This is a genomic window from Enterobacter sp. JS8-1 (assembly GCF_049187015.1).
GTDB classification, from domain to species: domain Bacteria; phylum Pseudomonadota; class Gammaproteobacteria; order Enterobacterales; family Enterobacteriaceae; genus Enterobacter; species Enterobacter mori.
Genome location: NZ_CP185805.1, coordinates 1,782,987 through 1,802,894 on the forward strand (window position 1 = coordinate 1,782,987; position 19,908 = coordinate 1,802,894).

22 protein-coding genes, 1 tRNA gene and 1 other RNA gene are annotated in these 19,908 nt (G+C 53.4%); 13 read left to right on the top strand and 11 right to left on the bottom strand.

Features of this window, described 5'->3' with window-relative positions:
- Nucleotides 1-4: 4 nt before the first annotated feature.
- Nucleotides 5-865 (bottom strand): pirin family protein, encoded by an 861-nt coding sequence (locus ACOQH0_RS08350; protein ID WP_421511982.1) that lies wholly within the window; start codon nt 863-865, stop codon nt 5-7.
- A 109-nt stretch (nt 866-974) separates the two neighbouring features.
- Here ACOQH0_RS08350 and ACOQH0_RS08355 point away from each other — a divergent pair, with 109 nt between their 5' ends.
- Nucleotides 975-1,880 (top strand): LysR family transcriptional regulator, encoded by a 906-nt coding sequence (locus ACOQH0_RS08355; RefSeq protein WP_421511984.1) that lies wholly within the window; start codon nt 975-977, stop codon nt 1,878-1,880.
- Between the two features lie 73 nt (nt 1,881-1,953).
- On the opposite strand, the gene ACOQH0_RS08360 is transcribed toward ACOQH0_RS08355, so the two are convergent.
- The 3 genes from ACOQH0_RS08360 to ACOQH0_RS08370 form a co-directional block, all read right to left on the bottom strand.
- On the bottom strand, nt 1,954-3,096 hold the full coding sequence (locus ACOQH0_RS08360; RefSeq protein WP_421510610.1) for an IS481 family transposase: 1,143 nt from the start codon (nt 3,094-3,096) through the stop codon (nt 1,954-1,956).
- 222 nt (nt 3,097-3,318) lie between these two features.
- Nucleotides 3,319-3,454: non-coding RNA, RtT sRNA (locus ACOQH0_RS08365), on the bottom strand.
- 44 nt (nt 3,455-3,498) lie between these two features.
- Nucleotides 3,499-3,586, bottom strand: a tRNA-Ser gene (locus ACOQH0_RS08370).
- Between the two features lie 232 nt (nt 3,587-3,818).
- Between ACOQH0_RS08370 and ghrA the strand changes: the two genes are divergently transcribed.
- From ghrA to ACOQH0_RS08390, 4 genes are all read left to right on the top strand, one after another.
- Nucleotides 3,819-4,757 (top strand): glyoxylate/hydroxypyruvate reductase GhrA, encoded by a 939-nt coding sequence (ghrA, locus tag ACOQH0_RS08375; RefSeq protein ID WP_320744212.1) that lies wholly within the window; start codon nt 3,819-3,821, stop codon nt 4,755-4,757.
- Between the two features lie 84 nt (nt 4,758-4,841).
- Nucleotides 4,842-5,579: a phosphatase gene (locus ACOQH0_RS08380; RefSeq protein WP_421511986.1), complete on the top strand. Its 738-nt coding sequence runs from the start codon at nt 4,842-4,844 to the stop codon at nt 5,577-5,579.
- 19 nt (nt 5,580-5,598) lie between these two features.
- Complete coding sequence (locus ACOQH0_RS08385; RefSeq protein WP_042719419.1) at nt 5,599-6,153, top strand: TorD/DmsD family molecular chaperone; 555 nt, start codon at nt 5,599-5,601, stop codon at nt 6,151-6,153.
- Between the two features lie 96 nt (nt 6,154-6,249).
- On the top strand, nt 6,250-6,732 hold the full coding sequence (locus tag ACOQH0_RS08390; RefSeq protein ID WP_421511989.1) for a DUF1097 domain-containing protein: 483 nt from the start codon (nt 6,250-6,252) through the stop codon (nt 6,730-6,732).
- A 43-nt stretch (nt 6,733-6,775) separates the two neighbouring features.
- Here ACOQH0_RS08390 and csgG read toward each other — a convergent pair whose 3' ends face one another.
- The 4 genes from csgG to csgD are packed head-to-tail and all read right to left on the bottom strand — an operon-like array spanning nt 6,776 to nt 9,123.
- Complete coding sequence (gene csgG / locus ACOQH0_RS08395) at nt 6,776-7,609, bottom strand: curli production assembly/transport protein CsgG (RefSeq protein ID WP_010429561.1); 834 nt, start codon at nt 7,607-7,609, stop codon at nt 6,776-6,778.
- Between the two features lie 26 nt (nt 7,610-7,635).
- Nucleotides 7,636-8,052 carry a curli production assembly/transport protein CsgF gene (gene csgF / locus ACOQH0_RS08400; protein ID WP_010429564.1) on the bottom strand — a complete coding sequence of 139 codons (417 nt, stop codon included), beginning with the start codon at nt 8,050-8,052 and terminating at the stop codon, nt 7,636-7,638.
- Nucleotides 8,053-8,078: 26 nt separating this feature from the next.
- Nucleotides 8,079-8,468 carry a curli production assembly/transport protein CsgE gene (csgE, locus tag ACOQH0_RS08405; RefSeq protein ID WP_421511992.1) on the bottom strand — a complete coding sequence of 130 codons (390 nt, stop codon included), beginning with the start codon at nt 8,466-8,468 and terminating at the stop codon, nt 8,079-8,081.
- Nucleotides 8,469-8,472: 4 nt separating this feature from the next.
- The gene (csgD, locus tag ACOQH0_RS08410; protein ID WP_010429571.1) at nt 8,473-9,123 is read right to left on the bottom strand and encodes a biofilm master transcriptional regulator CsgD; all 651 of its coding nucleotides are present in this window, start codon (nt 9,121-9,123) and stop codon (nt 8,473-8,475) included.
- 757 nt (nt 9,124-9,880) lie between these two features.
- Here csgD and csgB point away from each other — a divergent pair.
- The 5 genes from csgB to ymdB all read left to right on the top strand — a co-directional run bounded on the left by csgB (nt 9,881) and on the right by ymdB (nt 12,329).
- Nucleotides 9,881-10,336, top strand: a complete 456-nt coding sequence (gene csgB / locus ACOQH0_RS08415; RefSeq protein WP_108418057.1) for a curli minor subunit CsgB — start codon at nt 9,881-9,883, stop codon at nt 10,334-10,336.
- Nucleotides 10,337-10,375: 39 nt separating this feature from the next.
- Nucleotides 10,376-10,831, top strand: coding sequence for a curli major subunit CsgA (csgA, locus tag ACOQH0_RS08420; protein WP_010429577.1), 456 nt, complete (start codon nt 10,376-10,378; stop codon nt 10,829-10,831).
- A 60-nt stretch (nt 10,832-10,891) separates the two neighbouring features.
- A complete protein-coding gene (gene csgC, locus ACOQH0_RS08425) occupies nt 10,892-11,224 on the top strand; it encodes a curli assembly chaperone CsgC (protein ID WP_010429579.1) in 333 nt (110 codons plus the stop codon).
- 164 nt (nt 11,225-11,388) lie between these two features.
- Nucleotides 11,389-11,709: a type 1 fimbrial protein gene (locus tag ACOQH0_RS08430; protein ID WP_089597828.1), complete on the top strand. Its 321-nt coding sequence runs from the start codon at nt 11,389-11,391 to the stop codon at nt 11,707-11,709.
- A gap of 77 nt (nt 11,710-11,786) precedes the next feature.
- On the top strand, nt 11,787-12,329 hold the full coding sequence (gene ymdB / locus ACOQH0_RS08435; RefSeq protein WP_421511994.1) for an O-acetyl-ADP-ribose deacetylase: 543 nt from the start codon (nt 11,787-11,789) through the stop codon (nt 12,327-12,329).
- Between the two features lie 36 nt (nt 12,330-12,365).
- Here ymdB and mdoC read toward each other — a convergent pair whose 3' ends face one another.
- Complete coding sequence (gene mdoC / locus ACOQH0_RS08440) at nt 12,366-13,502, bottom strand: glucans biosynthesis protein MdoC (RefSeq protein WP_042716369.1); 1,137 nt, start codon at nt 13,500-13,502, stop codon at nt 12,366-12,368.
- A gap of 273 nt (nt 13,503-13,775) precedes the next feature.
- On the opposite strand from mdoC, the gene mdoG reads away from it, so the two are divergent.
- The 3 genes from mdoG to ACOQH0_RS08455 all read left to right on the top strand — a co-directional run bounded on the left by mdoG (nt 13,776) and on the right by ACOQH0_RS08455 (nt 18,143).
- Nucleotides 13,776-15,311: a glucans biosynthesis protein MdoG gene (gene mdoG, locus ACOQH0_RS08445; RefSeq protein WP_010429591.1), complete on the top strand. Its 1,536-nt coding sequence runs from the start codon at nt 13,776-13,778 to the stop codon at nt 15,309-15,311.
- A complete protein-coding gene (gene mdoH / locus ACOQH0_RS08450) occupies nt 15,304-17,832 on the top strand; it encodes a glucans biosynthesis glucosyltransferase MdoH (RefSeq protein ID WP_341494949.1) in 2,529 nt (842 codons plus the stop codon). The genes mdoG and mdoH overlap by 8 nt, the downstream gene beginning before the upstream one ends.
- An 83-nt stretch (nt 17,833-17,915) precedes the next feature.
- Nucleotides 17,916-18,143 carry a YceK/YidQ family lipoprotein gene (locus ACOQH0_RS08455; protein WP_010429597.1) on the top strand — a complete coding sequence of 76 codons (228 nt, stop codon included), beginning with the start codon at nt 17,916-17,918 and terminating at the stop codon, nt 18,141-18,143.
- A gap of 7 nt (nt 18,144-18,150) precedes the next feature.
- Here the strand turns inward: ACOQH0_RS08455 and ACOQH0_RS08460 are convergent, their stop codons facing one another.
- Both ACOQH0_RS08460 and mdtG read right to left on the bottom strand, forming a co-directional pair.
- Nucleotides 18,151-18,525 carry a MysB family protein gene (locus tag ACOQH0_RS08460; RefSeq protein ID WP_100167059.1) on the bottom strand — a complete coding sequence of 125 codons (375 nt, stop codon included), beginning with the start codon at nt 18,523-18,525 and terminating at the stop codon, nt 18,151-18,153.
- Nucleotides 18,526-18,611: 86 nt separating this feature from the next.
- The gene (gene mdtG, locus ACOQH0_RS08465) at nt 18,612-19,841 is read right to left on the bottom strand and encodes a multidrug efflux MFS transporter MdtG (protein WP_421511995.1); all 1,230 of its coding nucleotides are present in this window, start codon (nt 19,839-19,841) and stop codon (nt 18,612-18,614) included.
- Nucleotides 19,842-19,908: the final 67 nt, after the last annotated feature.

Sequence of the window (19,908 nt, forward strand, 5' to 3'; positions counted from 1 at the left end):
ACGATCAGATCTGGCCGAAGCGGCCGGAGTTGAAATCACGAATAGCTTCCGCGATCTCGGTTTTAGTGGTCATCACAAACGGGCCATAGCCGACGATGGGTTCATTGAGCGGCGCGCCGGCCATCAGCAGCACTTTGGCATCGCTGCTTGCCTCAAGGTGCAGTTTGTCGCCTTCCTGACTCAGCACCACCAACTGGGCTTCTCCCGCCTGAGCAGTGCCGTTCACCGTAACGTGACCTTCCAGCACCACCACCGCCGTGCTCCAGCCCTCCGGCTGAGCGAGCGTAAGATGGCTTCCCTGATTAAGGGCAAGATCCCAGACGTTCAGCGGCGAAAAGGTGTGCGCAGGGCCGGTAATATCGTCGTAGCGTCCGGCGATAACCCGCACCGTTCCGCTGTTGTCCGGTAACGCCACAACCGGGATGTCGCTTTTGGTGATGCTCTGGTAGCCCGGCGTCGCCATTTTGTCTTTGGCTGGCAGGTTGACCCAAAGCTGCATCATTTTCAGTTCCCCGCCTTTTTGCGAGAACGCGCTGGAGTGGAACTCCTCGTGCAGGATGCCTGCACCTGCCGTCATCCACTGCACGTCGCCGGGGCCAATGACACCACCTTTACCTGTGGAGTCGCGATGCTCCACTTCACCGGAATAGACGATGGTGACCGTTTCAAAACCCCGGTGAGGATGTTGGCCTACGCCGCGTTTCGCCCCATCTGCCGGAAAGGTGTACGGACCTGCGTAGTCCAGCAGCAAAAACGGACTCAGCGGCTCGCCGTGGGTTTGATAAGAAAACATCGAACGAACCGGGAAACCATCGCCAACCCAGTGCTGGCGGGGATCGGTATAAACGCCTGTTACGTTTTTCATGATTAACTCCTGATGTTCTGTTGATGTAATTAGCTTATATTCAGAGTTAATATCCCGGTAGATAGTGAAAATGGCATTCACTGTTCCGAAAATAGAACGATGGGGTTTTATGCAGGATCTCAATGACTTTGTCTGGTTTGTGAAGGTGGTCGAGCATGGTGGGTTTGCGGCGGCGGGAAGGGCGCTAGACCAACCTAAGTCCAAACTGAGCCGCAGGATTGCGCTGCTGGAAGAGCGGCTTGGCGTGCGGTTGATACAGCGCACTACGCGGCAGTTTACGGTGACGGAAGTGGGGCAGACCTTCTATCAGCACTGTAAGGCAATGCTGATAGAAGCAGAAGCAGCAGAGGAGGCCGTTGCTGCGCTGCAGGCTGAGCCGCGCGGCGTCGTCAGGATCACCTGTCCCGTCACGTTACTGCACGTTCACGTAGGACCGATGCTTGCGCGGTTTATGGCGCGCTACCCGGGGATTAATCTCCAGCTTGAGGCCACCAATCGGCGGGTCGATCTTGTGGGCGAAGGCATTGATGTGGCGATCCGCGTGCGTCCGCGTCCGTTTGATGACAGCGATCTGGTCTTAAGGGTGCTGGCTGACAGGGGGCATTGCCTGGTGGCGAGTCAGCAGTTGATTGAACGTATGGGTAAACCTCGAATGCCTTCTGAGCTCAGTGAATGGCCTGGTTTAAGTATGGGGGCCGGTAAACAGGTGCATAAATGGGATCTCAGTGGTCCAGAGGGAGCGAAAGCGGAGATCCACTACGCACCGCGCTTTATTACCACCGACATGCTGGCACTGCGGGAAGCGGCGATGGCGGGCGTGGGCGTTGTACAGTTGCCGATATTGATGGTGAAGGATCAGCTTGCGTCAGGGGAACTGGTACGGGTGCTGGACGCGTGGGAACCCCGACGGGAAGTGATTCACGCGGTTTATCCTTCGCGGCGCGGCATGCTGCCGTCGGTCAGGACGCTGGTAGATTTTCTGACCGAGGAGTATGCGCGGATGGTGGAAGAGTAGTACTTCCCTCTCCCCTGGGGTGTACGGTCCGGGGACATGGTAGACAGGTGTTCGGGGACATGGTGAACACTTTTTAACATCCTTTACCCATGGTGATCGACTTTTTCTTCAGGTCGATCACCCCCACTTTCGTGCTGTACCACCACACCTCGTAGCTGCCGTCTTCCTGCGTCTCCTTCAGCCCGACCCGTTCTCCCCTGAACGCCTTGCCTGCGCTCAGACTTACCCCTTTCACGCTCAGCTTTCCGCTGATATCCACTTTCCTGACCATCACGCCCTCGTCGTATTCCGGGGGCGTGGTGTTGCCGCTGTATTGTCGTGCAGACGGCTTATACCGCGAGCCCGGTACCGCCATATCCAGCGCCTCATGCGGGCGTTCAAGGTTGTACACCGTCCGCCAGTGGTCGAAGGCGCGCTGCAGTTCACCCTCGCTCGCGAACCACTTGCCCTGCAGCACTTCCGCCTTCAGGCTGCGGTGAAAACGCTCCAGCTTGCCCTGCGTCTGCGGATGATAAGGCCGGGAATGCCCCACCCGGATACCGTGGCGCATCAGCCACAGCTCCAGCGCCGTCCAGGTGCCGGTGGTGTCTCCCCACGGTGAGCCGTTGTCCATCGTCATCCGGTCCGGCAGGCCGTAACGTTCAAACACGCTGACCAGTTGCTGCTGCACGGTCTCGCGCCGTTCATCGGTACAGTGCGCCAGGCACAGGGAAAAACGGGAATGGTCGTCCAGGAGGGTGAGCGGATGGCAGCGGCCACCGCCAAAGGGAAAGTGGCCCTTAAAGTCCATCTGCCAGAGGCGGTTCGGCGCGTCGTGTTCGAAGCGTCCCGTGGCGGGAATGCCCGGTGAAGTGCCCGGCAGCAGGCCGTGACGGGCCATCAGGTTATGGACGGTGCTGAAGGCGGGCATGGTGTGCCCCTGGTCTTCGAGCCAGCGCTTTATCTTGCGTGCGCCCCAGCGTTGATGGCGGTCATGGGCCATACGCAGCAGGGCAGTGATGTCGTCAGATGAGCGGTTAGGGGAATGGTGCGGTATGCGCGGGCGGTCCTGAAGGCCGGCAGCCCCTTCCTCCGCCCAGCGGCGAAGCCACTTGTAGCCGGTGGCCGGTGAAATGCCGAAGCGACGGCAGAGGGAACGGATGTTCGCCCCGTCCTGCGAGGCGAACAAAACAAACTCGGTACGTAATGACATGGTATCTCTCGCATCCCAGGGCATAAGCGACTCCATAAACGGGTTCTTATGCCTTAGTTGTAAGTGTCTACCATGTCCCCGAACAAGTGTTCACTATGTCCCCGGACCGTACAGGGGAGAGGGGCAGGGTGAGGGGCTCAGGCCGCGCCGAGCTGCAGATACCACCGGGGGGATTCTCATCCCCCCGGTGGTGGGCAACATGCGAAAAAAAAAGCCCGCATTTTCATGCGAGCTCTTCTTTAAATATGGCGGTGAGGGGGGATTGACTCGCTTCGCTCGCCCTGCGGGCAGCCTGTTCGCTGCGCTCTCAGTCTGTCCAACTGGCTGTCGCCAGTTGTCGAACCCCGGTCGGGGATTCTCATCCCCCCTTTCGGAGAATATAAAAGAAAAAAGCCCGTACTTTCGTACGAGCTCTCATCTTAAATATGGCGGTGAGGGGGGGATTCGAACCCCCGATACGTTGCCGTATACACACTTTCCAGGCGTGCTCCTTCAGCCACTCGGACACCTCACCATATTGTCATCCCGTTGTTGCCGGGACGGGCGCTAATGTAAGGAAAAGCCGAACTGGCGTCAACTCACTTTTTCAGTAATTTAGCGTATTTAGACAAACTTCAAGCAACCTGATTCCTAAATGTGCATAAAGCGCCTCTTTTATCAGCAACGCGGTTTCCTGATAAATTTGTTATGCTGGCAATCCACTTGAAAATGAAAACAAAACAGCGCACTAAAAGGCAGGAATGACCATGGATATTCTCTTCTATCACCCTACATTTGATACCGCTTACTGGATTGACGCACTTTCTGCGGCGCTGCCCGGCGCACGCGTACGCGAGTGGAAGCGTGGCGATAATGAACATGCCGACTATGCGCTGGTCTGGCACCCGCCGGTTGAGATGCTGCAGGGCCGCAAGCTGAAGGCGGTTTTCGCCCTGGGCGCGGGCGTTGATTCGATCCTCAGTAAACTGAAAGCGCATCCAGAAATGCTGCCTGACAATATTCCGCTGTTCCGTCTTGAAGATACGGGAATGGGCCAGCAGATGCAGGAGTATGCCGTGAGCCAGGTGCTGCACTGGTTCCGCCGCTTTGACGATTATCAGGCCTTTAAACAGCAATCCCACTGGGAGCCGCTGCCGGATTATCGACATGAAGATTTTACCGTTGGGATCCTCGGCGCGGGTGTGCTCGGCTCAAAAGTGGCAGAAGCACTCGCTCCGTGGGGCTTCCCGCTACGTTGCTGGAGCCGCAGCCGTAAGGATTATCCTGGCGTCGAGAGTTTTGCCGGAACGGATGAGCTTCCTGCGTTCCTGAAAGGGACTCGCGTGCTTATCAACCTGCTGCCGAATACTGCCGAAACGGTGGGCATTATCAATAGCACTCTCCTGAACCAGTTAGCCGAGCAGAGCTATTTGATGAACCTCGCGCGCGGGGTCCATGTCGTGGAGGGCGATCTGCTGAACGCGCTGGAAAGCGGAAAGCTCAAAGGTGCCATGCTGGACGTTTACAGCCGTGAGCCACTGCCAGCGGAAAGCCCGCTGTGGGCGCACCCGCGCGTCGCGATGACGCCACACGTGGCTGCCGTGACGCGTCCGGCAGAAGCGGTGGCGTATATATCCCATACCATCAGCGAAATGGAAAAGGGTAACGCGGTCACCGGGCAGGTCGACAGACAGCGCGGCTACTAACGGAAACCCGGCGTTCGCCGGGTTTTTGCTAATATTCGCCGCTGATAACTGCTATCCTTTGGAAAAACCGCAGAGGAGAGAAAGATGTATCCCGTAGACCTGCATATGCACACCGTCGCCAGCACCCACGCGTATAGTAACCTCCATGATTATATCGCCCAGGCAAAGCTCAAGGGCATCAAGCTTTTTGCGATTACCGATCACGGCCCGGATATGGCGGATGCGCCGCACTACTGGCATTTTGTGAATATGCGGATTTGGCCACGTCTGGTGGACGGTATCGGGATACTGCGCGGCATTGAGGCGAACATCAAAAATACCGACGGTGAGATCGACTGCACCGGCCCGATGCTGACCTCTCTTGACCTTATCCTTGCCGGTTTCCATGAGCCGGTCTTTGCGCCTCAGGATAAAGACACCAACACCGCGGCGATGATTGCCACCATTGCCAGCGGCAATGTGCACATTATCAGCCATCCCGGTAACCCGAAGTATCCGATTGATATTCAGGCTGTCGCGCAGGCGGCAGCGAAACACCGCGTGGCGCTGGAGATTAATAACTCCTCCTTTGTTCACTCGCGTAAGGGCAGTGAAGCCAACTGTCGCGAAGTGGCTGCCGCCGTGCGTGATGCGGGGGGAATGGTGGCGCTGGGGTCCGATTCTCATACCGCGTTTACGCTGGGTGATTTCAGTGAGTGTATGAAAGTATTAAATGACGTTGGTTTCCCGGAAGCGCAAATCCTGAACGTGATGCCACGCCGCATGCTCGATTTCCTCGAGTCGCGCGGAATGGAGCCGATTGCCGAATTTGCCGATCTTTAATTGTGTAATGGAATAAAAAATGAACGAGTTCTCCATCCTTTGCCGCGTGCTGGGTACGCTCTATTATCGCCAGCCGCAAGACCCGCTGTTGGTTCCGCTTTTCACGCTGATCCGTGAAGGCAAGCTGGCGCAGAACTGGCCGCTGGAACAGGATGATTTGCTGGAACGTCTGCAAAAAAGCTGCGACATGCAGCAGATTTCAACGGATTACAATGCGCTGTTCGTCGGTGACGAGTGCCGTGTTTCGCCGTACCGTTCAGCCTGGCAGGAAGGGGCGACGGAAGCAGAAGTGCGTGCGTTTCTCTCCGAGCGCGGGATGCCGTTGAGCGATACGCCAGCCGATCACATCGGTACGCTGCTGCTTGCGGCCTCCTGGCTCGAAGACAACGCCGGTGATGACGAAAATGAAGCCATCGAAACCCTGTTCGAAACGTACCTGCTGCCGTGGGTTGGGACGTTCCTGGGTAAAGTCGAAGCCCATGCCACCTCACCATTCTGGAGAACCCTGGCACCGCTGACGCGTGATGCGATTGCTGCGATGTGGGATGAGCTCGAAGAAGAGAATGAAGAGTGATTTAGATCGCAAAAATCCTGCAACGATACATTTCAACTTGCACATAGTGTGCTTCTGATCGCATTTCTATGGCGCGCTTCTGCTAAGATGCGCGCCATGAACATATTACTTTGTATTGCACTGACAACAGGCATTCTCTCCGGTATCTGGGGATGGGTGGCCGTGTCTCTCGGATTGCTCAGCTGGGCCGGGTTCCTCGGCTGCACCGCCTATTTCGCCTGCCCGCAGGGTGGCGTCAAAGGGCTATTCATCTCCGGAAGTACCCTGATGAGCGGTGTGATTTGGGCGCTGGTGATCATGAAGGGCAGCGCGCTGGCGCCTCACCTGGAGATCCTGGGCTATGTCATGACGGGCGTGGTCGCATTTTTAATGTGCGTTCAGGCAAAGCATTTGCTGTTGTCGTTCGTACCGGGCACGTTCATGGGGGCCTGCGCGACCTTTGCAGGGCAGGGGGACTGGAAGCTGGTCGTTCCCTCGCTGGCGCTGGGACTTCTCTTCGGCTATGCCATGAAAAACAGCGGCCTGTGGCTGGCAGCGCGGCGAGAAAAAGCGCAAAACATCACTGCGGTGAGTGAATAAAAAAAGGCGAGACAGGGATCTCGCCTTTTTTATGCGCTTTCGATCAGGATTCCGGCGGCACCGACATATCGCGGTATTTTACCAGTACCGGGTTTTGCGCTTCTGATTTGTTCTGCAGATCCCACAGCCCGCGATCGATACCATCGTTAATCAGGAAGATAACCCCGGTTTCGATAGCCGACATCAGACACAGCATCACCGGTTCATTAGAGGTATACCCAATTTCACCCTCCAGCAAACGCTGGTAGTCGATAAAGCGGAATACCCCGGCCTGAACTTCATACGAGAGAATGGTTTTGCTGGTGTTCACGGAGGATAAGATCTCACCCGTGCTCACGTTAACCACGCGCAGGTTGACGGCAATCTGGTCGAGTTGATACTGGGTGTCAGCACCGATACCGAAGTAACGCGCACCTGCTCCCCCCGATTTCACGTTACTTTCGTAACCGATAATCGAGCCTTCCACCATGATATTGGCCGCGGTAAGCGACTGAAGTGGCATTCGATTATTCACGCCAACAGTTCCGTTTTCCTGTGCGGCGCGGATGATTTTTCGTTCATTCAGCAGGTTTTGCAATCCCTGGCGTTCCAGAGGAATAAACCAGCGTGAATCCTTCAGGGCAGTGACCAGCATGGCGGTTGCACTCTGCGGCACGGCCGTAGAGAAGTTACTTGCCGGATACGGTTTAAACTGTCCTGTTTCATCCTGAATGTTATATACCGAGACAAATATCTTACCGGTTGGTGTCGGCAGATGGGTTAAATCGCGGTAGCTTTGTGCCCGAGGCATTAATGTTGGCTTAGCGGCTTCTTTGGGTGGAGCAGTTAAACAACCGCTCAATAAGCACACTGCAACAATGATCAAAAAGCGCTGCATGATAATTGTCCTTATTTTGGGGTTTTTTAAAAATCAGTCGAACTGGTTTGCAAACCCGACACCTGGATTGTCGATGTTTTTCCGGTTTTGCGATCCGTTACGTTCAACTGAAGCTGCCCATCTTTGTTGGCGATATCGACGATAAAGTCGTTAGTCACCATGCGGCCGGGTTTACCGGTATTAATATTGGTTAATAAGCCACCTAATATTTGCGACTGGATGGCCTGGGTGAAGTTATCCAGCGCTGACGGGGTTTCGATACCGAAATCGTCGTCAAAGCTTGGGTCTTTGTAAGAGTTTTGAGCCTGGGCTTCGTTAAGCATGAATGCCCCGTTGTTCGGGTTGCCGCCAAAATTAGGGTTGCGGAACTGGAAGGTCATATTCCCGGCCCAGCTTAGCGGTGCAATGAGCATTAACGAAATCACTGTGTGTGCGAGACGCATTACAGCCTCCGAAATAAGTATCGTTGCTAGAACTCATCTTTTGCTAAATCGCCTGTACCCAGCAGGGCTTTATCTAACTGCAGACGATTAATAGCTTCTTCTGTTTGTGCCAGGGCAAAAGCGACGTTCTGATCGAAGTCTCTTTTGGTGGGGAACAGGAAGGTTTGGTAAATAACATCCTGATTGGCTGTTATTGTGATCCAGCTTCCCCACCGTGCACTGGGCCGTTCGTTGATTGTTAAGTTACCGGGGTAGTCACTTTCCCATTTATCGCTGAAGGCGCGGTAGAAATCGTGCCCGATAGATGTGACGGTGTGGTCGGTTAACAATCCGGGAACCTCAACTTCCACTGCCTGGAGATTCCCGGCCGCAAGCAGGAAACCTGCTGCAGCAATCCAACTCAACGTGCGTTTCATGCTATTAACGCCTGAGGTTATCGTTTGCCCATGAAACTGCCTGAGTCCGGTTTTTAACAGCTATCTTCTTGAAAAGATTATAAAGGTGCGTCTTGACCGTATTTTCGCTGATAAATAACGAACGGGCGATTTCAATGTTTGAAGCACCAATGCGCAACTTGTTCAGGATCTCTTTCTCACGATGCGTCAGCAGTGCAGACTCTGTACTGTTGTAGCGATAATTTCCGGAGTGTGTAATGAGGTAGCTGGCAAGCTTTTGCGAGAAATAGCATTCGCCTCGCAAGATGCCCTGCAAGCCTTCCACAACACGATTCTCTTCTTCAGTGACGTAGAACACGCCATTGATATGCGGCCAGCTTTCTATGTCTCTAAAAGGATACTCATCAGGGGTATTCAATAATAACACGCGGATATTATTGTTTTTCCTGCTTAAGTTATCTTGCCAGTAATGGATTAGCTTTTTATCCGCTTCCATCATATCGAGAAGAATGATACTGCCAGGTGCAATGTCATCAAAAGAACGTTGAATGTTATGCAATTTCCCGTTCAATGAAAGAGATTGCTTTAAATGCTGCAATAATGCTGTCGCTTGTAAAGAAGGTTTGGTGATCAACAATAATGTATGACCATGTAAACTATGGACTTCATTAAACATGATGAAACCCCACTTTATTTATGACACCTGGCAGCTATCCCTTGTTAATAGATAAGGAATACCAGAAGTACTGACAGATGTGGCACTGCTGTGTGTAGAATCAAACCATTCCTCCAGAGGAGGACGGAAATAAAAATAAAATGACTTACTACTGTTTTCAATCTAGCTATTACAAACGTTAAAGCAAGTGTTAATCATGTAACTAAATGTAAAATTCAATATTAAATTGTGTATTTAGGGTAATAAATTAGTTTTTGTTTAAGAGAAAAGTTGTACATGAGAATAACACTGCACACATTTTAAAAATCATACAAATAATTATAACTACATGAAAAAATGGTGGATTTATAATTCTTACCCCACCGGTAAAAGGTATGAGATACATAAGAAAACTAAGCCTTCCCTCATCAGGCCATTCCTTCTTAAGAAAACTCACCCTGTGTGACAAAGTTTTCAAATTGTCTCGCGTGGGTGTGGTGAAGCCAGGCTACGTAAGGCTGGACAAGAAACCTGCCATTGTACAGGATCTGAGAGAGACGATTTTTTTCTGGCGCTAAATCTAATGTCTGCCAGCGTATTTTTACCGGAATTAATACTTTGAGGTGAAGTCATTAATTAAAATAAGCCGCGCGGGTGAGATATTTAAATTGTTTCGGCAGACATACTCTTTTTCGTAACGCGACGTTAACAAAAAAACGATTCGCGTTTATGCATGAAGAAACGTTATTTTGTGTATAGCCAGGTCCAGGGTGACAACATGAAAAACAGAACGTTATTTATGATGTTTACATTGCTGGGTGCGCCTGGATTTGTAACCGCAGGCGGTTCGGACTTAGCCGGTTCTGAATATAACTTTGCGGTTAATGAATTAAGTAAGTCCTCCTATAATCAGGCAGCCATTATTGGTCAACAAGGTTCAGGTAATTCTACTGATATTCGTCAGGACGGTTCCAAATTAATGTCCGTTGTCTCTCAGGAGGGTGGAGGCAACCGAGCGAAGGTTGATCAATCAGGAACTTATAACCTTGCTTATATCGATCAAGATGGAAATGGTAATGACGCGAGTATTAAGCAGGACGCTTTTGGTAATACCGCAATGATTATCCAAAAAGGGTCGGCTAACAGAGCGAGTATTACGCAGTATGGTACGCAGAAAACAGCAGTTGTAGTGCAGAGACAGTCACAAATGGCCATCCGCGTTATTCAACGTTAGGGCGTTGTGGCGACTTAATCAATCCGATGGGGGTTTACCATGAAACTTTTTAAAGTGGCAGCAATTGCAGCAATCATCGTTTCTGGCAGTGCTTTCGCAGGTGCGGTACCTCAATTTGGCGGCCACGGTCATGGCCACGGCGGTGGTGGTAATAGCGGTCCTGACTCAACCCTGAGCATTTACCAGTTTGGTGGCGGCAACTCTGCTCTTGCCTTGCAAACGGATGCAAGAGATTCAGAACTGACAATTACCCAGCATGGCGGCGGTAATGGTGCTGATGTTGGACAAGGATCTGATGACAGCACCATCGATCTGCTGCAGAAAGGCTTTGGTAACAGCGCAACCATTGACCAGTGGAACAGCAAAAACTCCGTCATCGATGTTAAACAGTATGGCGGCGGCAACGGTGCGGCAGTGGACCAGACAGCATCTGGATCAACTGTTACCGTGCATCAGGTTGGCTTTGGCAACAATGCGACCGCACATCAATACTGATTTCAAATCTGTGCTACAAAAAAACAGGGCATTTGCCCTGTTTTTTTTCGGGAGTTCATCATGAATACGTTAATTCTCCTTGCCGCGCTTTCCAGCCAAATAACCTTTAAAACATCTCAGCAGGGAAATATGACCACCATTATTCCGCAGGTCACCCTGACACACGCGTGCGATTGTCAGGTTCAAATTTTGTCCGTTCGCCAGGGGGAGGGAGGACAAAGTACCTCACGTCAGCAAAATACCTTTTCTATACCCGCTAATCAGACGATTGATTTGATGAGACTGAGTTTAAATATTGGCACAGGGGATACGGTGAACATTACGGTCACCGTCTCTGACGGAAAATCGCTGCATTTATCACAACAATGGTCGCCTGCAGAACGCTCGCTTTAATCATTCACAAAATCAATGATTTGGGAATGTGGCGGGAGTTGAAAGGTGTAACTATCCTGTTATCAGGAGCTGAACACGTTTCGCTGTTCAATTACCGGCTACCGCGTTGTCATACTGGAGCGCTTTTACCCCTCAAGGATGATTTATTTTGAGGAGTACAACTTGTGACCAAATCTACCGCTCTGCTCATCTCAGGTTTTAGCCTGATCGTCTCGGCTTATATGACACCCGCATTTTCAGCAACGATTGTTGAAGGCGGTGTTATCCATTTCCGTGGTGCCATTGTTGCCGATCCCTGTGAGATTACCCCTCAGCATCGTCAGTTTGCGATGTCCTGCCCGGAAAATAACCGTATCCAGACCCGAATGATCAGCTATGAGGATGCACAGAATGGGCGCTCAGCCTATCCAGGACTGGCATCCGTGAGTATGCAGTATCTCAATCCTGAAAAAACGCTGGCCGTTGTTAAGGTGGAATATCGCTAGCCGTTTTAAACGATAGTTTTTTCTGACCCTCCCCTCTGCGATACACTTAAGAAAAAGGCGGGTAGCAGGGGGAATGTATGAGACCGCAAATCGAGATTATTCACGGCGATATCACAACGTTACATGTTGATGTGATCGTCAATGCAGCGAATTCCTCGTTGCTGGGGGGAGGCGGCGTGGATGGCGCTATTCATCGCGCTGCCGGGCCGCAATTGCTTGAAGCTTGCAAGGCCGTGCGTCAACAACAGGGGGAATGTCCGCCGGGGCATGCCGTGATTACGCTGGCAGGGGATCTGCCCGCCAAAGCCGTTATTCACGCTGTGGGACCGGTGTGGCAGGGGGGCGAGCACCACGAGGCATGGATCCTTGAGGATGCTTACCGTAACTGCCTGCGTCTCGCTGCGGACAATGGCTATAAAACCCTGGCGTTTCCTGCCATCAGCACCGGTGTTTATGGCTATCCTAAAGCGGCTGCCGCGACCATTGCGGTGAATACCGTGTACCACTACCTTTCCCTGAAGCCCATGCCGGAAAAGGTCATCTTTGTCTGTTTCGACGAAGAAACGACGCATCTCTACCAGAGGCTTTTGACCCAGCGTGGAGAAGAACTGGACGGCTGATACAAAAGCGGCGCCGTATCGGCGCCGCTTTTTCGATCAGGCTTTAACCTGAGGTTTCCCGGAGAAGAGGAACCGCAGGAGCGGGATACGCAGGTGGATCTCGTACAGCACGATGGCAATCCCAATCACGAAGACCAGCCCGGTGAAGAAGCCCAGCGTGTTGGAAGCAATATGCGGAGTGATGTAAGCACCGAAGAACAGTGTCAACGGGTGATGCACCAGATAAATGAACAGTGATGCATTGACGAAATAGGTAACGCGGCTGGATTTAAAGTTCAGCAGGCGATGACCGAGGGCAAACACCACGTTCACCATCCACAAGCCCAGCAGCATGGTAATGACACTCTCCGTTTCGTACATCCACGCGTCACCGCTGCCGTAGCGCTGATTGAGAAGATAGGCTGCGAAGGCAAGGGCTGCGCCGACGGCACACCAGGGCGACGGTTGGGTAAACAACGCTTTTAACTGCGGATAGACAAACGCCAGCGCTCCCACCAGGAAGAAAGGAATGTAGAACAGCGACTGCATCACCACGAAATTAAACAGCCCATCGCTCAGGATAGGTGGATAAACAATGAACAGCGTGCGTCTGATGGCCGCGTAGACAATCCCCAGCACCAAAAAGAGCAGGGACAGTTTACCGAGCGTTATGTTGGCAAAGAAAGTGTCTGACGTAGCGCTTAAATGACGGCGCAGACGGCTGAAGATGACAAGACTGACAGTGGTAAGAACCACCAGAACCAGCAGGAACCAAAGGTGTGAAACCAGCTCCCAGACCAGCGTATTGTACTTTTCATACAGCGACAGGTTAGGCCAGTTTTCCGCTTTGCCTTTCACATACTGCAGCATAATGAATTGCGGCAGCGTCAACAGCGGGATGGCGGTGAGCATCGGTATGCCGACGCGCTCTACGCGCACCTTCCACCATCGCTTAAGCGGGTAGCGCAAAAACAGCATATACGAGAAGTAGCCGGATATGACAAAAAACACCTGCATACGGAAGGCGTGAATGAAGTCATTAAACAGCGTCAGCCACCAGGAGGGCATTTGGCTGTTCACGTGCCAGGTGTGGCTGGAATAAATCAATGAAATGTGAAACGGGATCCCCAATAGCATCAGCCATGCCCGGATCGAGTCGAGGAAATATTCACGTTGTACGGGTGTTGTGCTCATATAACTCAGTACATTCTCAGACTAATCGCCTTATCCCTAAGACGCATAATGGTTACATTCGAAGCCAACCCTACACCAAGACCGACACCCTGTCTCCAGGATAAGCACGCAAAGTGAAAAGCGGGTTCTTTCATTTGCTTAATCCCTGAGCCAGCGAGCTGAACAAAGCAGTGATAATGTTGTCGGATTGCCTGAGTTTCCATTAAAATGGATCGGATCGAATTAAGCACACAAAGGGGGAAGTGCTTACTTATTATGAAACATAAATCACAAATGATGAAAATGCGTTGGTTGGGTGCGGCAGTGTTGTTGTCCCTGTATACCTCATCGGCCTGGTCCTTTACCATCGATGACGTTGCTAAACAGGCCAAGTCTATGGCTGGCAAGAGCTACGAAGCGCCAAAAAGTAACCTGCCCTCCGTTTTCCGTGACATGAAATACGCGGACTATCAGCAGATCCAGTTCAATCACGACAAAGCATACTGGAACAACGTTAAAACCCCGTTCAAGCTTGAATTTTATCATCAGGGTATGTATTTCGACACGCCTGTTGCTATCAATGAAGTGACGGCAACCGCGGTACGTAAAATCAAGTACAGCCCGGATTATTTCAATTTCGGCGATGTGCAGCACGACAAAGACACGGTTAAGGACCTGGGCTTCGCCGGCTTCAAAGTGCTTTACCCAATTAACAGCAAAGATAAAAACGACGAAATCGTCAGCATGCTCGGTGCCAGCTACTTCCGCGTGATTGGCGCAGGGCAGGTATACGGGCTTTCCGCACGTGGTCTGGCTATTGATACCGCGCTGCCATCAGGTGAAGAATTCCCACGTTTCCGCGAGTTCTGGATCGAGCGTCCTAAACCAACGGATAAACGTCTGACAATCTATGCGCTGCTGGACTCCCCTCGTGCAACAGGCGCATATCGCTTCGTGATAATGCCGGGACGCGACACCGTCGTTGACGTGCAGTCCAAAGTTTACCTGCGCGATAAAGTGGGCAAGCTGGGCGTTGCACCGCTGACCAGTATGTTCCTGTTCGGGCCGAACCAGCCGTCTCCGGCGACCAACTTCCGCCCGGAGCTGCATGACTCTAACGGTCTCTCTATCCATGCCGGTAACGGCGAGTGGATCTGGCGTCCGCTGAATAACCCGAAACACCTCGCGGTGAGCAGCTTCGCGATGGAAAATCCGCAGGGCTTTGGTCTGCTGCAGCGTGGCCGTCAGTTCTCTCGCTTTGAAGACCTGGATGACCGTTACGATCAGCGTCCAAGCGCCTGGGTAACCCCGAAAGGTGACTGGGGTAAAGGGAAAGTCGAGCTGGTTGAAATTCCAACTAACGACGAAACCAACGATAACATCGTCGCTTACTGGACCCCGGACCAGCTTCCGGAAGCCGGTAAAGAGATGAACTTCAAATACGCCATCACCTTTAGCCGTGACGAAGACAAACTGCATGCGCCGGATAACGCGTATGTGATGCAGACTCGCCGTTCAACGGGTGATGTGAAGCAGTCAAACCTGATCCGTCAGCCTGACGGTACCGTAGCTTTCATCGTGGACTTCGCGGGCCAGGACATGAAAAAACTGTCCCCGGATACCGCCGTGACTGCGCAGGCGAGCATCGGTGATAACGGTGAGATCGTTGAAAATGCCGTGCGTTACAACCCGGTAACGAAAGGGTGGCGTTTGACCCTGCGCGTGAAAGTGAAAGATCCGAAACAGACCACTGAAATGCGCGCCGCGCTGGTCAGCAACGATCAGCCGCTGAGTGAAACCTGGAGCTATCAGCTACCTGCCAATGAATAATACATCTGAATATATTGATGCCATGCCGCTGACGGACATTGAAAAAGCGGCACTGCCTAAAAGCGACATCCGTGCGGTACACACCGCGCTGGATGGCGATCATCGTCAGTTTACACGTGATGATGATACGCCGATGGGGTCAGTAAAGGCGCGTCTGGAGCAGGCCTGGCCAGACTCGCTGGCAGAAGGACAGCTGATTAAAGACGACGAAGGGCGTGACCAGCTTCAGGCGATGCCGAAAGCCACGCGTTCTTCTATGTTCCCCGATCCATGGCGCACCAACCCGGTGGGTCGCTTCTGGGATCGCCTGCGCGGACGTGACGTCACGCCGCGCTATCTGTCGCGTCTGACCAAAGAAGAGCAGGCCTCAGAGCAGAAGTGGCGTACTGTCGGAACGATCCGTCGCTACACGCTGTTACTGCTGACGCTGGCGCAGACGGTGGTGGCAACCTGGTACATGAAGACCATTCTGCCGTATCAGGGCTGGGCGCTGATCAACCCGGCTGACATGGTAGGCCAGGATATCTGGGTCTCCTTCATGCAACTGCTGCCGTACATTCTGCAAAGCGGCATTCTGCTGTTGTTTGCCGTTCTCTTCTGCTGGGTCTCGGCGGGGTTCTGGACCGCGCTGATGGGCTTCCTGCAACTGCTGATGGGGCGTGATAAATACAGTATTTCAGCGTCAACGGTCGGGGATGAGCCCCTCAATCCTGAGCACCGTACTGCGCTGATTATGCCTATCTGTAACGAAGACGTTGACCGCGTGTTTGCGGGGCTGCGCGCAACCTGGGAGTCTGTTAAGGCGACCGGTAACGCCGAGCATTTTGACGTTTACATCCTGAGCGACAGCTACAACCCGGATATCTGCGTAGCAGAACAAAAAGCCTGGATGGAGTTGATTGCGGAAGTGCAGGGCGAAGGCCAGATCTTCTACCGTCGCCGCCGCCGTCGTGTGAAGCGTAAAAGCGGTAACATCGATGACTTCTGCCGTCGCTGGGGTAATCAGTACAGCTACATGGTGGTCCTGGATGCCGACTCCGTGATGAGCGGTGACTGTCTGAGCGGTCTGGTCCGCCTGATGGAAGCCAACCCGAACGCCGGTATCATTCAGTCCTCGCCGAAAGCGTCCGGAATGGACACGCTTTACGCACGTTGCCAGCAGTTCGCGACCCGTGTGTATGGCCCGCTGTTTACGGCTGGTCTGCACTTCTGGCAGTTGGGTGAATCCCACTACTGGGGCCACAATGCGATTATCCGCGTGAAGCCGTTCATTGAGCACTGTGCGCTTGCGCCGCTGCCGGGTGAAGGGTCTTTTGCCGGGTCGATTCTGTCGCATGACTTCGTGGAAGCAGCGCTGATGCGCCGCGCAGGGTGGGGCGTCTGGATTGCTTACGACCTGCCAGGCTCATACGAAGAACTGCCGCCGAACCTGCTGGATGAGCTCAAGCGTGACCGTCGCTGGTGCCACGGTAACCTGATGAACTTCCGCCTGTTCCTGGTGAAAGGGATGCACCCGGTTCACCGTGCGGTATTCCTGACCGGCGTGATGTCCTATCTCTCTGCTCCGCTGTGGTTTATGTTCCTGGCGCTGTCGACTGCCTTACAGGTGGTTCATGCCCTGACGGAGCCGCAATACTTCCTGCAACCGCGCCAGCTGTTCCCGGTGTGGCCGCAGTGGCGTCCGGAGCTGGCGATAGCGCTGTTTGCGTCGACAATGGTGCTGCTGTTCCTGCCTAAGCTGCTCAGTATCATCCTGATCTGGTGCAAAGGCTCGAAAGAGTATGGCGGTTTCTGCCGCGTGACGCTCTCGCTGCTGCTGGAAGTGCTGTTCTCCGTGCTGCTGGCGCCGGTGCGCATGCTGTTCCATACCGTGTTTGTGGTCAGCGCGTTCCTGGGCTGGGAAGTGGTCTGGAATTCACCGCAGCGTGATGACGACTCCACCCCGTGGAGCGAAGCCTTCATGCGTCACGGTTCGCAGCTGCTGCTCGGTCTGGTGTGGGCTGCGGGGATGGCGTGGCTGGATCTGCGCTTCCTGTTCTGGCTGGCGCCGATTGTCTTCTCGCTGATCCTGTCGCCGTTTGTGTCCGTGATCTCCAGCCGTTCAACGGTGGGGCTGCGTACCAAACGCTGGAAGCTGTTCCTGATCCCGGAAGAGTATTCCCCGCCGCAGGTGCTGGTGGATACCGACAAGTACCTGGAGCAGAACCGCAGCCGTTCGCTGGATGATGGCTTTATGCACGCGGTGTTTAACCCGTCATTCAACGCCCTGGCGATGGCAATGGCGACCGCGCGTCACCGCGCCAGCCAGGTGCTGGAGATCGCCCGCGATCGCCACGTTGAGCAGGCGCTGAACGAGACGCCGGAAAAACTCAATCGCGACCGCCGTTTGGTGCTGCTGAGCGACCCGGTCACCATGGCGAGGCTTCACTATCGCGTGTGGTCTGCTCCGGAGAAATACTCTTCGTGGGTGGGCTACTACAAAGAGCTGAAGCTGAATCCGCTGGCGCTGAAGGCGAAGTAAGCTGCTAAGTAGGGCGGGTAAGCGAAGCGCACCCGCCAGATAAAATACCGGCTGCGAGGCCGGTATTTTTTTAGAGGTAATGAATGAAAATAATTGTCGTGGTGTTGATGACATGCCTGCTCAGCGGTTGCGGCAGCATTATCAGCCGCACTATTCCGGGACAAGGTCACGGGAATCAGTATTATCCCGGCGTCAAATGGGACGTACGAGATTCCGCCTGGCGCTACCTGACCGTGCTCGATCTGCCGTTTTCGCTGATCTTCGACACGCTTTTGCTGCCCATCGACGCCAGCCATGGGCCTTACGAGTAATGAGCGCTTAACGTTCGTCCCACTCATCGGCTGCGGTCTGGCCCTCTTCGGTATCCAGCGGCGGTTCGAGTTGAAATTCGCCCTCATCCCATTCATGCAGGGTATTTTCTTCAAGCCATTCCTGACGTAATTCAATTTCGTCGTAATCGCCGTCAAAGACGGCCTGAGCACCTTCACCGCTCAATATCGGCAAACATTCTCCCTCTTCACCGTCATCGGCAAAAAATTCGGCCTGCCACATAATATCGCCGTCCTGCAGGACATACTTTTGGATATTGAGTTGTTGCACGTCAGCATCTTCTTCCTCAATGCCGGGATTATCGGCGAGGAATTCTTCACGAGCGGCATCAATAGCTTCTTCCAGCGTGGCGTACATGGTCATCGGTGTCTCCCTGTTTTTCATGAAGGTATTCAGGGAAAGAATAGCTGATTCTCTGATTTTGCAAGTATGAATGCGAAAATAAGCCGTCAGGCATTTGTCTTATTCAGTTCAGAACGCATCGTCCGGGATAAACTGAACCAGGAGTAAATGGCGTTAAACAGCACGACACCGGCCGTGACGATAAAAACGGCGCGAAAGCCAAAGCTGGCGGAAATGCCCGCCCCGACAAGCGGCCCGGTGACGTTGCCGATATCACGAAACGACTGGTTATAGCTAAAAATACGTCCGGCTATCTGGTTCGTTGAGTTGTAGACCAGCAGGGTCTGTACGGCAGGTAATAGCGCACCGTCTGCCGCGCCGAGCAAAAAGCGCAGCAGGCCGAGTTGCCAGGGAGACTGCACCATCGCCATCGGGATGAGTAACAGAACGGAAATCACCAGGGCACAAATCAGGATCTTTTCGGGCCCAACACAGTCGCCGAGTTTTCCCAGCCTTGGCGCGCTGAGCAGTGCCGCCACGCCAGGTACTGATGCGATCAGCCCGCTGATAAAGGCAATGTTGCTGACGTTGCCCGCCAGATCGCGCACGTACAGCGTTAAAATCGGGGCGATCGACCCGGTCGCCACCTGAATAATCATGGTCGTCACGAACAGGCTCAACACCAGCTTGGGGTTTTTCAGCGAGGTAAGAACATCCCGGGCATGAAGCATCTCTTTTTTGGTGACCGGCGTGAATTTTTCACGGATACAGAGCAAGGTGACGACAAAGCAGAGGAACAGCACGCTGGCGGTGATGAAAAAGACGGGCCGCAGGCCGTAGCTATCCGCCAGTAAGCCACCTGCCAGAGGTCCCAGCAGCGCACCGCTGACGCCACCCGTTGAGAGCGTACCGAGAGCCCAGCCGCTTTTATGGCGTGGAATTTGTGTGGCAATCAGGGCGTTGGCATTGGGGATGAATCCGCCCAGCAGGCCAAGCAGAGCGCGCAGCACCAGGAACTGCCAGACGTTTTGCGCCACGCCCATCAGCGCCATAATAATAGCCATCCCCAGCGCTGAACGTAGCAGCATAATTTTTCGCCCCTTGCGGTCGGCGAGGCCGCCCCAGAATGGCGAAGCGATAGCGGAAAACAGAAAGGTGATGCTAAACACCAGACCTGACCACATATTGAGCGCGCTGTGGCCCGTAACGCCAAGCTGTTCAACGTAGAGAGGCAGGAAAGGCATGACCAGGCTGAACGCCGCGCCCGTCAGAAAGCAGCCGAGCCAGGCAACCGCGAGGTTACGTTTCCAGTTTATGGGAGCATCTGAGGGTGACATAACTCTCCGCAAATTAAGATACAGTGCGCCGGGAAGGGGAAGTAATAAGCGTGCTAATTATGCGCCT

Bases quoted from the DNA above. Each gene is read 5' to 3' on its own strand.
- ACOQH0_RS08350 (WP_421511982.1), bottom strand. From the start codon at position 865: ATGAAAAACGTAACAGGCGTTTATACCGATCCCCGCCAGCACTGGGTT.
- ACOQH0_RS08355 (WP_421511984.1), top strand. From the start codon at position 975: ATGCAGGATCTCAATGACTTTGTCTGGTTTGTGAAGGTGGTCGAGCAT.
- ACOQH0_RS08360 (WP_421510610.1), bottom strand. From the start codon at position 3,096: ATGCCCTGGGATGCGAGAGATACCATGTCATTACGTACCGAGTTTGTT.
- ghrA (WP_320744212.1), top strand. From the start codon at position 3,819: ATGGATATTCTCTTCTATCACCCTACATTTGATACCGCTTACTGGATT.
- ACOQH0_RS08380 (WP_421511986.1), top strand. From the start codon at position 4,842: ATGTATCCCGTAGACCTGCATATGCACACCGTCGCCAGCACCCACGCG.
- ACOQH0_RS08385 (WP_042719419.1), top strand. From the start codon at position 5,599: ATGAACGAGTTCTCCATCCTTTGCCGCGTGCTGGGTACGCTCTATTAT.
- ACOQH0_RS08390 (WP_421511989.1), top strand. From the start codon at position 6,250: ATGAACATATTACTTTGTATTGCACTGACAACAGGCATTCTCTCCGGT.
- csgG (WP_010429561.1), bottom strand. From the start codon at position 7,609: ATGCAGCGCTTTTTGATCATTGTTGCAGTGTGCTTATTGAGCGGTTGT.
- csgF (WP_010429564.1), bottom strand. From the start codon at position 8,052: ATGCGTCTCGCACACACAGTGATTTCGTTAATGCTCATTGCACCGCTA.
- csgE (WP_421511992.1), bottom strand. From the start codon at position 8,468: ATGAAACGCACGTTGAGTTGGATTGCTGCAGCAGGTTTCCTGCTTGCG.
- csgD (WP_010429571.1), bottom strand. From the start codon at position 9,123: ATGTTTAATGAAGTCCATAGTTTACATGGTCATACATTATTGTTGATC.
- csgB (WP_108418057.1), top strand. From the start codon at position 9,881: ATGAAAAACAGAACGTTATTTATGATGTTTACATTGCTGGGTGCGCCT.
- csgA (WP_010429577.1), top strand. From the start codon at position 10,376: ATGAAACTTTTTAAAGTGGCAGCAATTGCAGCAATCATCGTTTCTGGC.
- csgC (WP_010429579.1), top strand. From the start codon at position 10,892: ATGAATACGTTAATTCTCCTTGCCGCGCTTTCCAGCCAAATAACCTTT.
- ymdB (WP_421511994.1), top strand. From the start codon at position 11,787: ATGAGACCGCAAATCGAGATTATTCACGGCGATATCACAACGTTACAT.
- mdoC (WP_042716369.1), bottom strand. From the start codon at position 13,502: ATGAGCACAACACCCGTACAACGTGAATATTTCCTCGACTCGATCCGG.
- mdoG (WP_010429591.1), top strand. From the start codon at position 13,776: ATGATGAAAATGCGTTGGTTGGGTGCGGCAGTGTTGTTGTCCCTGTAT.
- mdoH (WP_341494949.1), top strand. From the start codon at position 15,304: ATGAATAATACATCTGAATATATTGATGCCATGCCGCTGACGGACATT.
- ACOQH0_RS08455 (WP_010429597.1), top strand. From the start codon at position 17,916: ATGAAAATAATTGTCGTGGTGTTGATGACATGCCTGCTCAGCGGTTGC.
- ACOQH0_RS08460 (WP_100167059.1), bottom strand. From the start codon at position 18,525: ATGACCATGTACGCCACGCTGGAAGAAGCTATTGATGCCGCTCGTGAA.
- mdtG (WP_421511995.1), bottom strand. From the start codon at position 19,841: ATGTCACCCTCAGATGCTCCCATAAACTGGAAACGTAACCTCGCGGTT.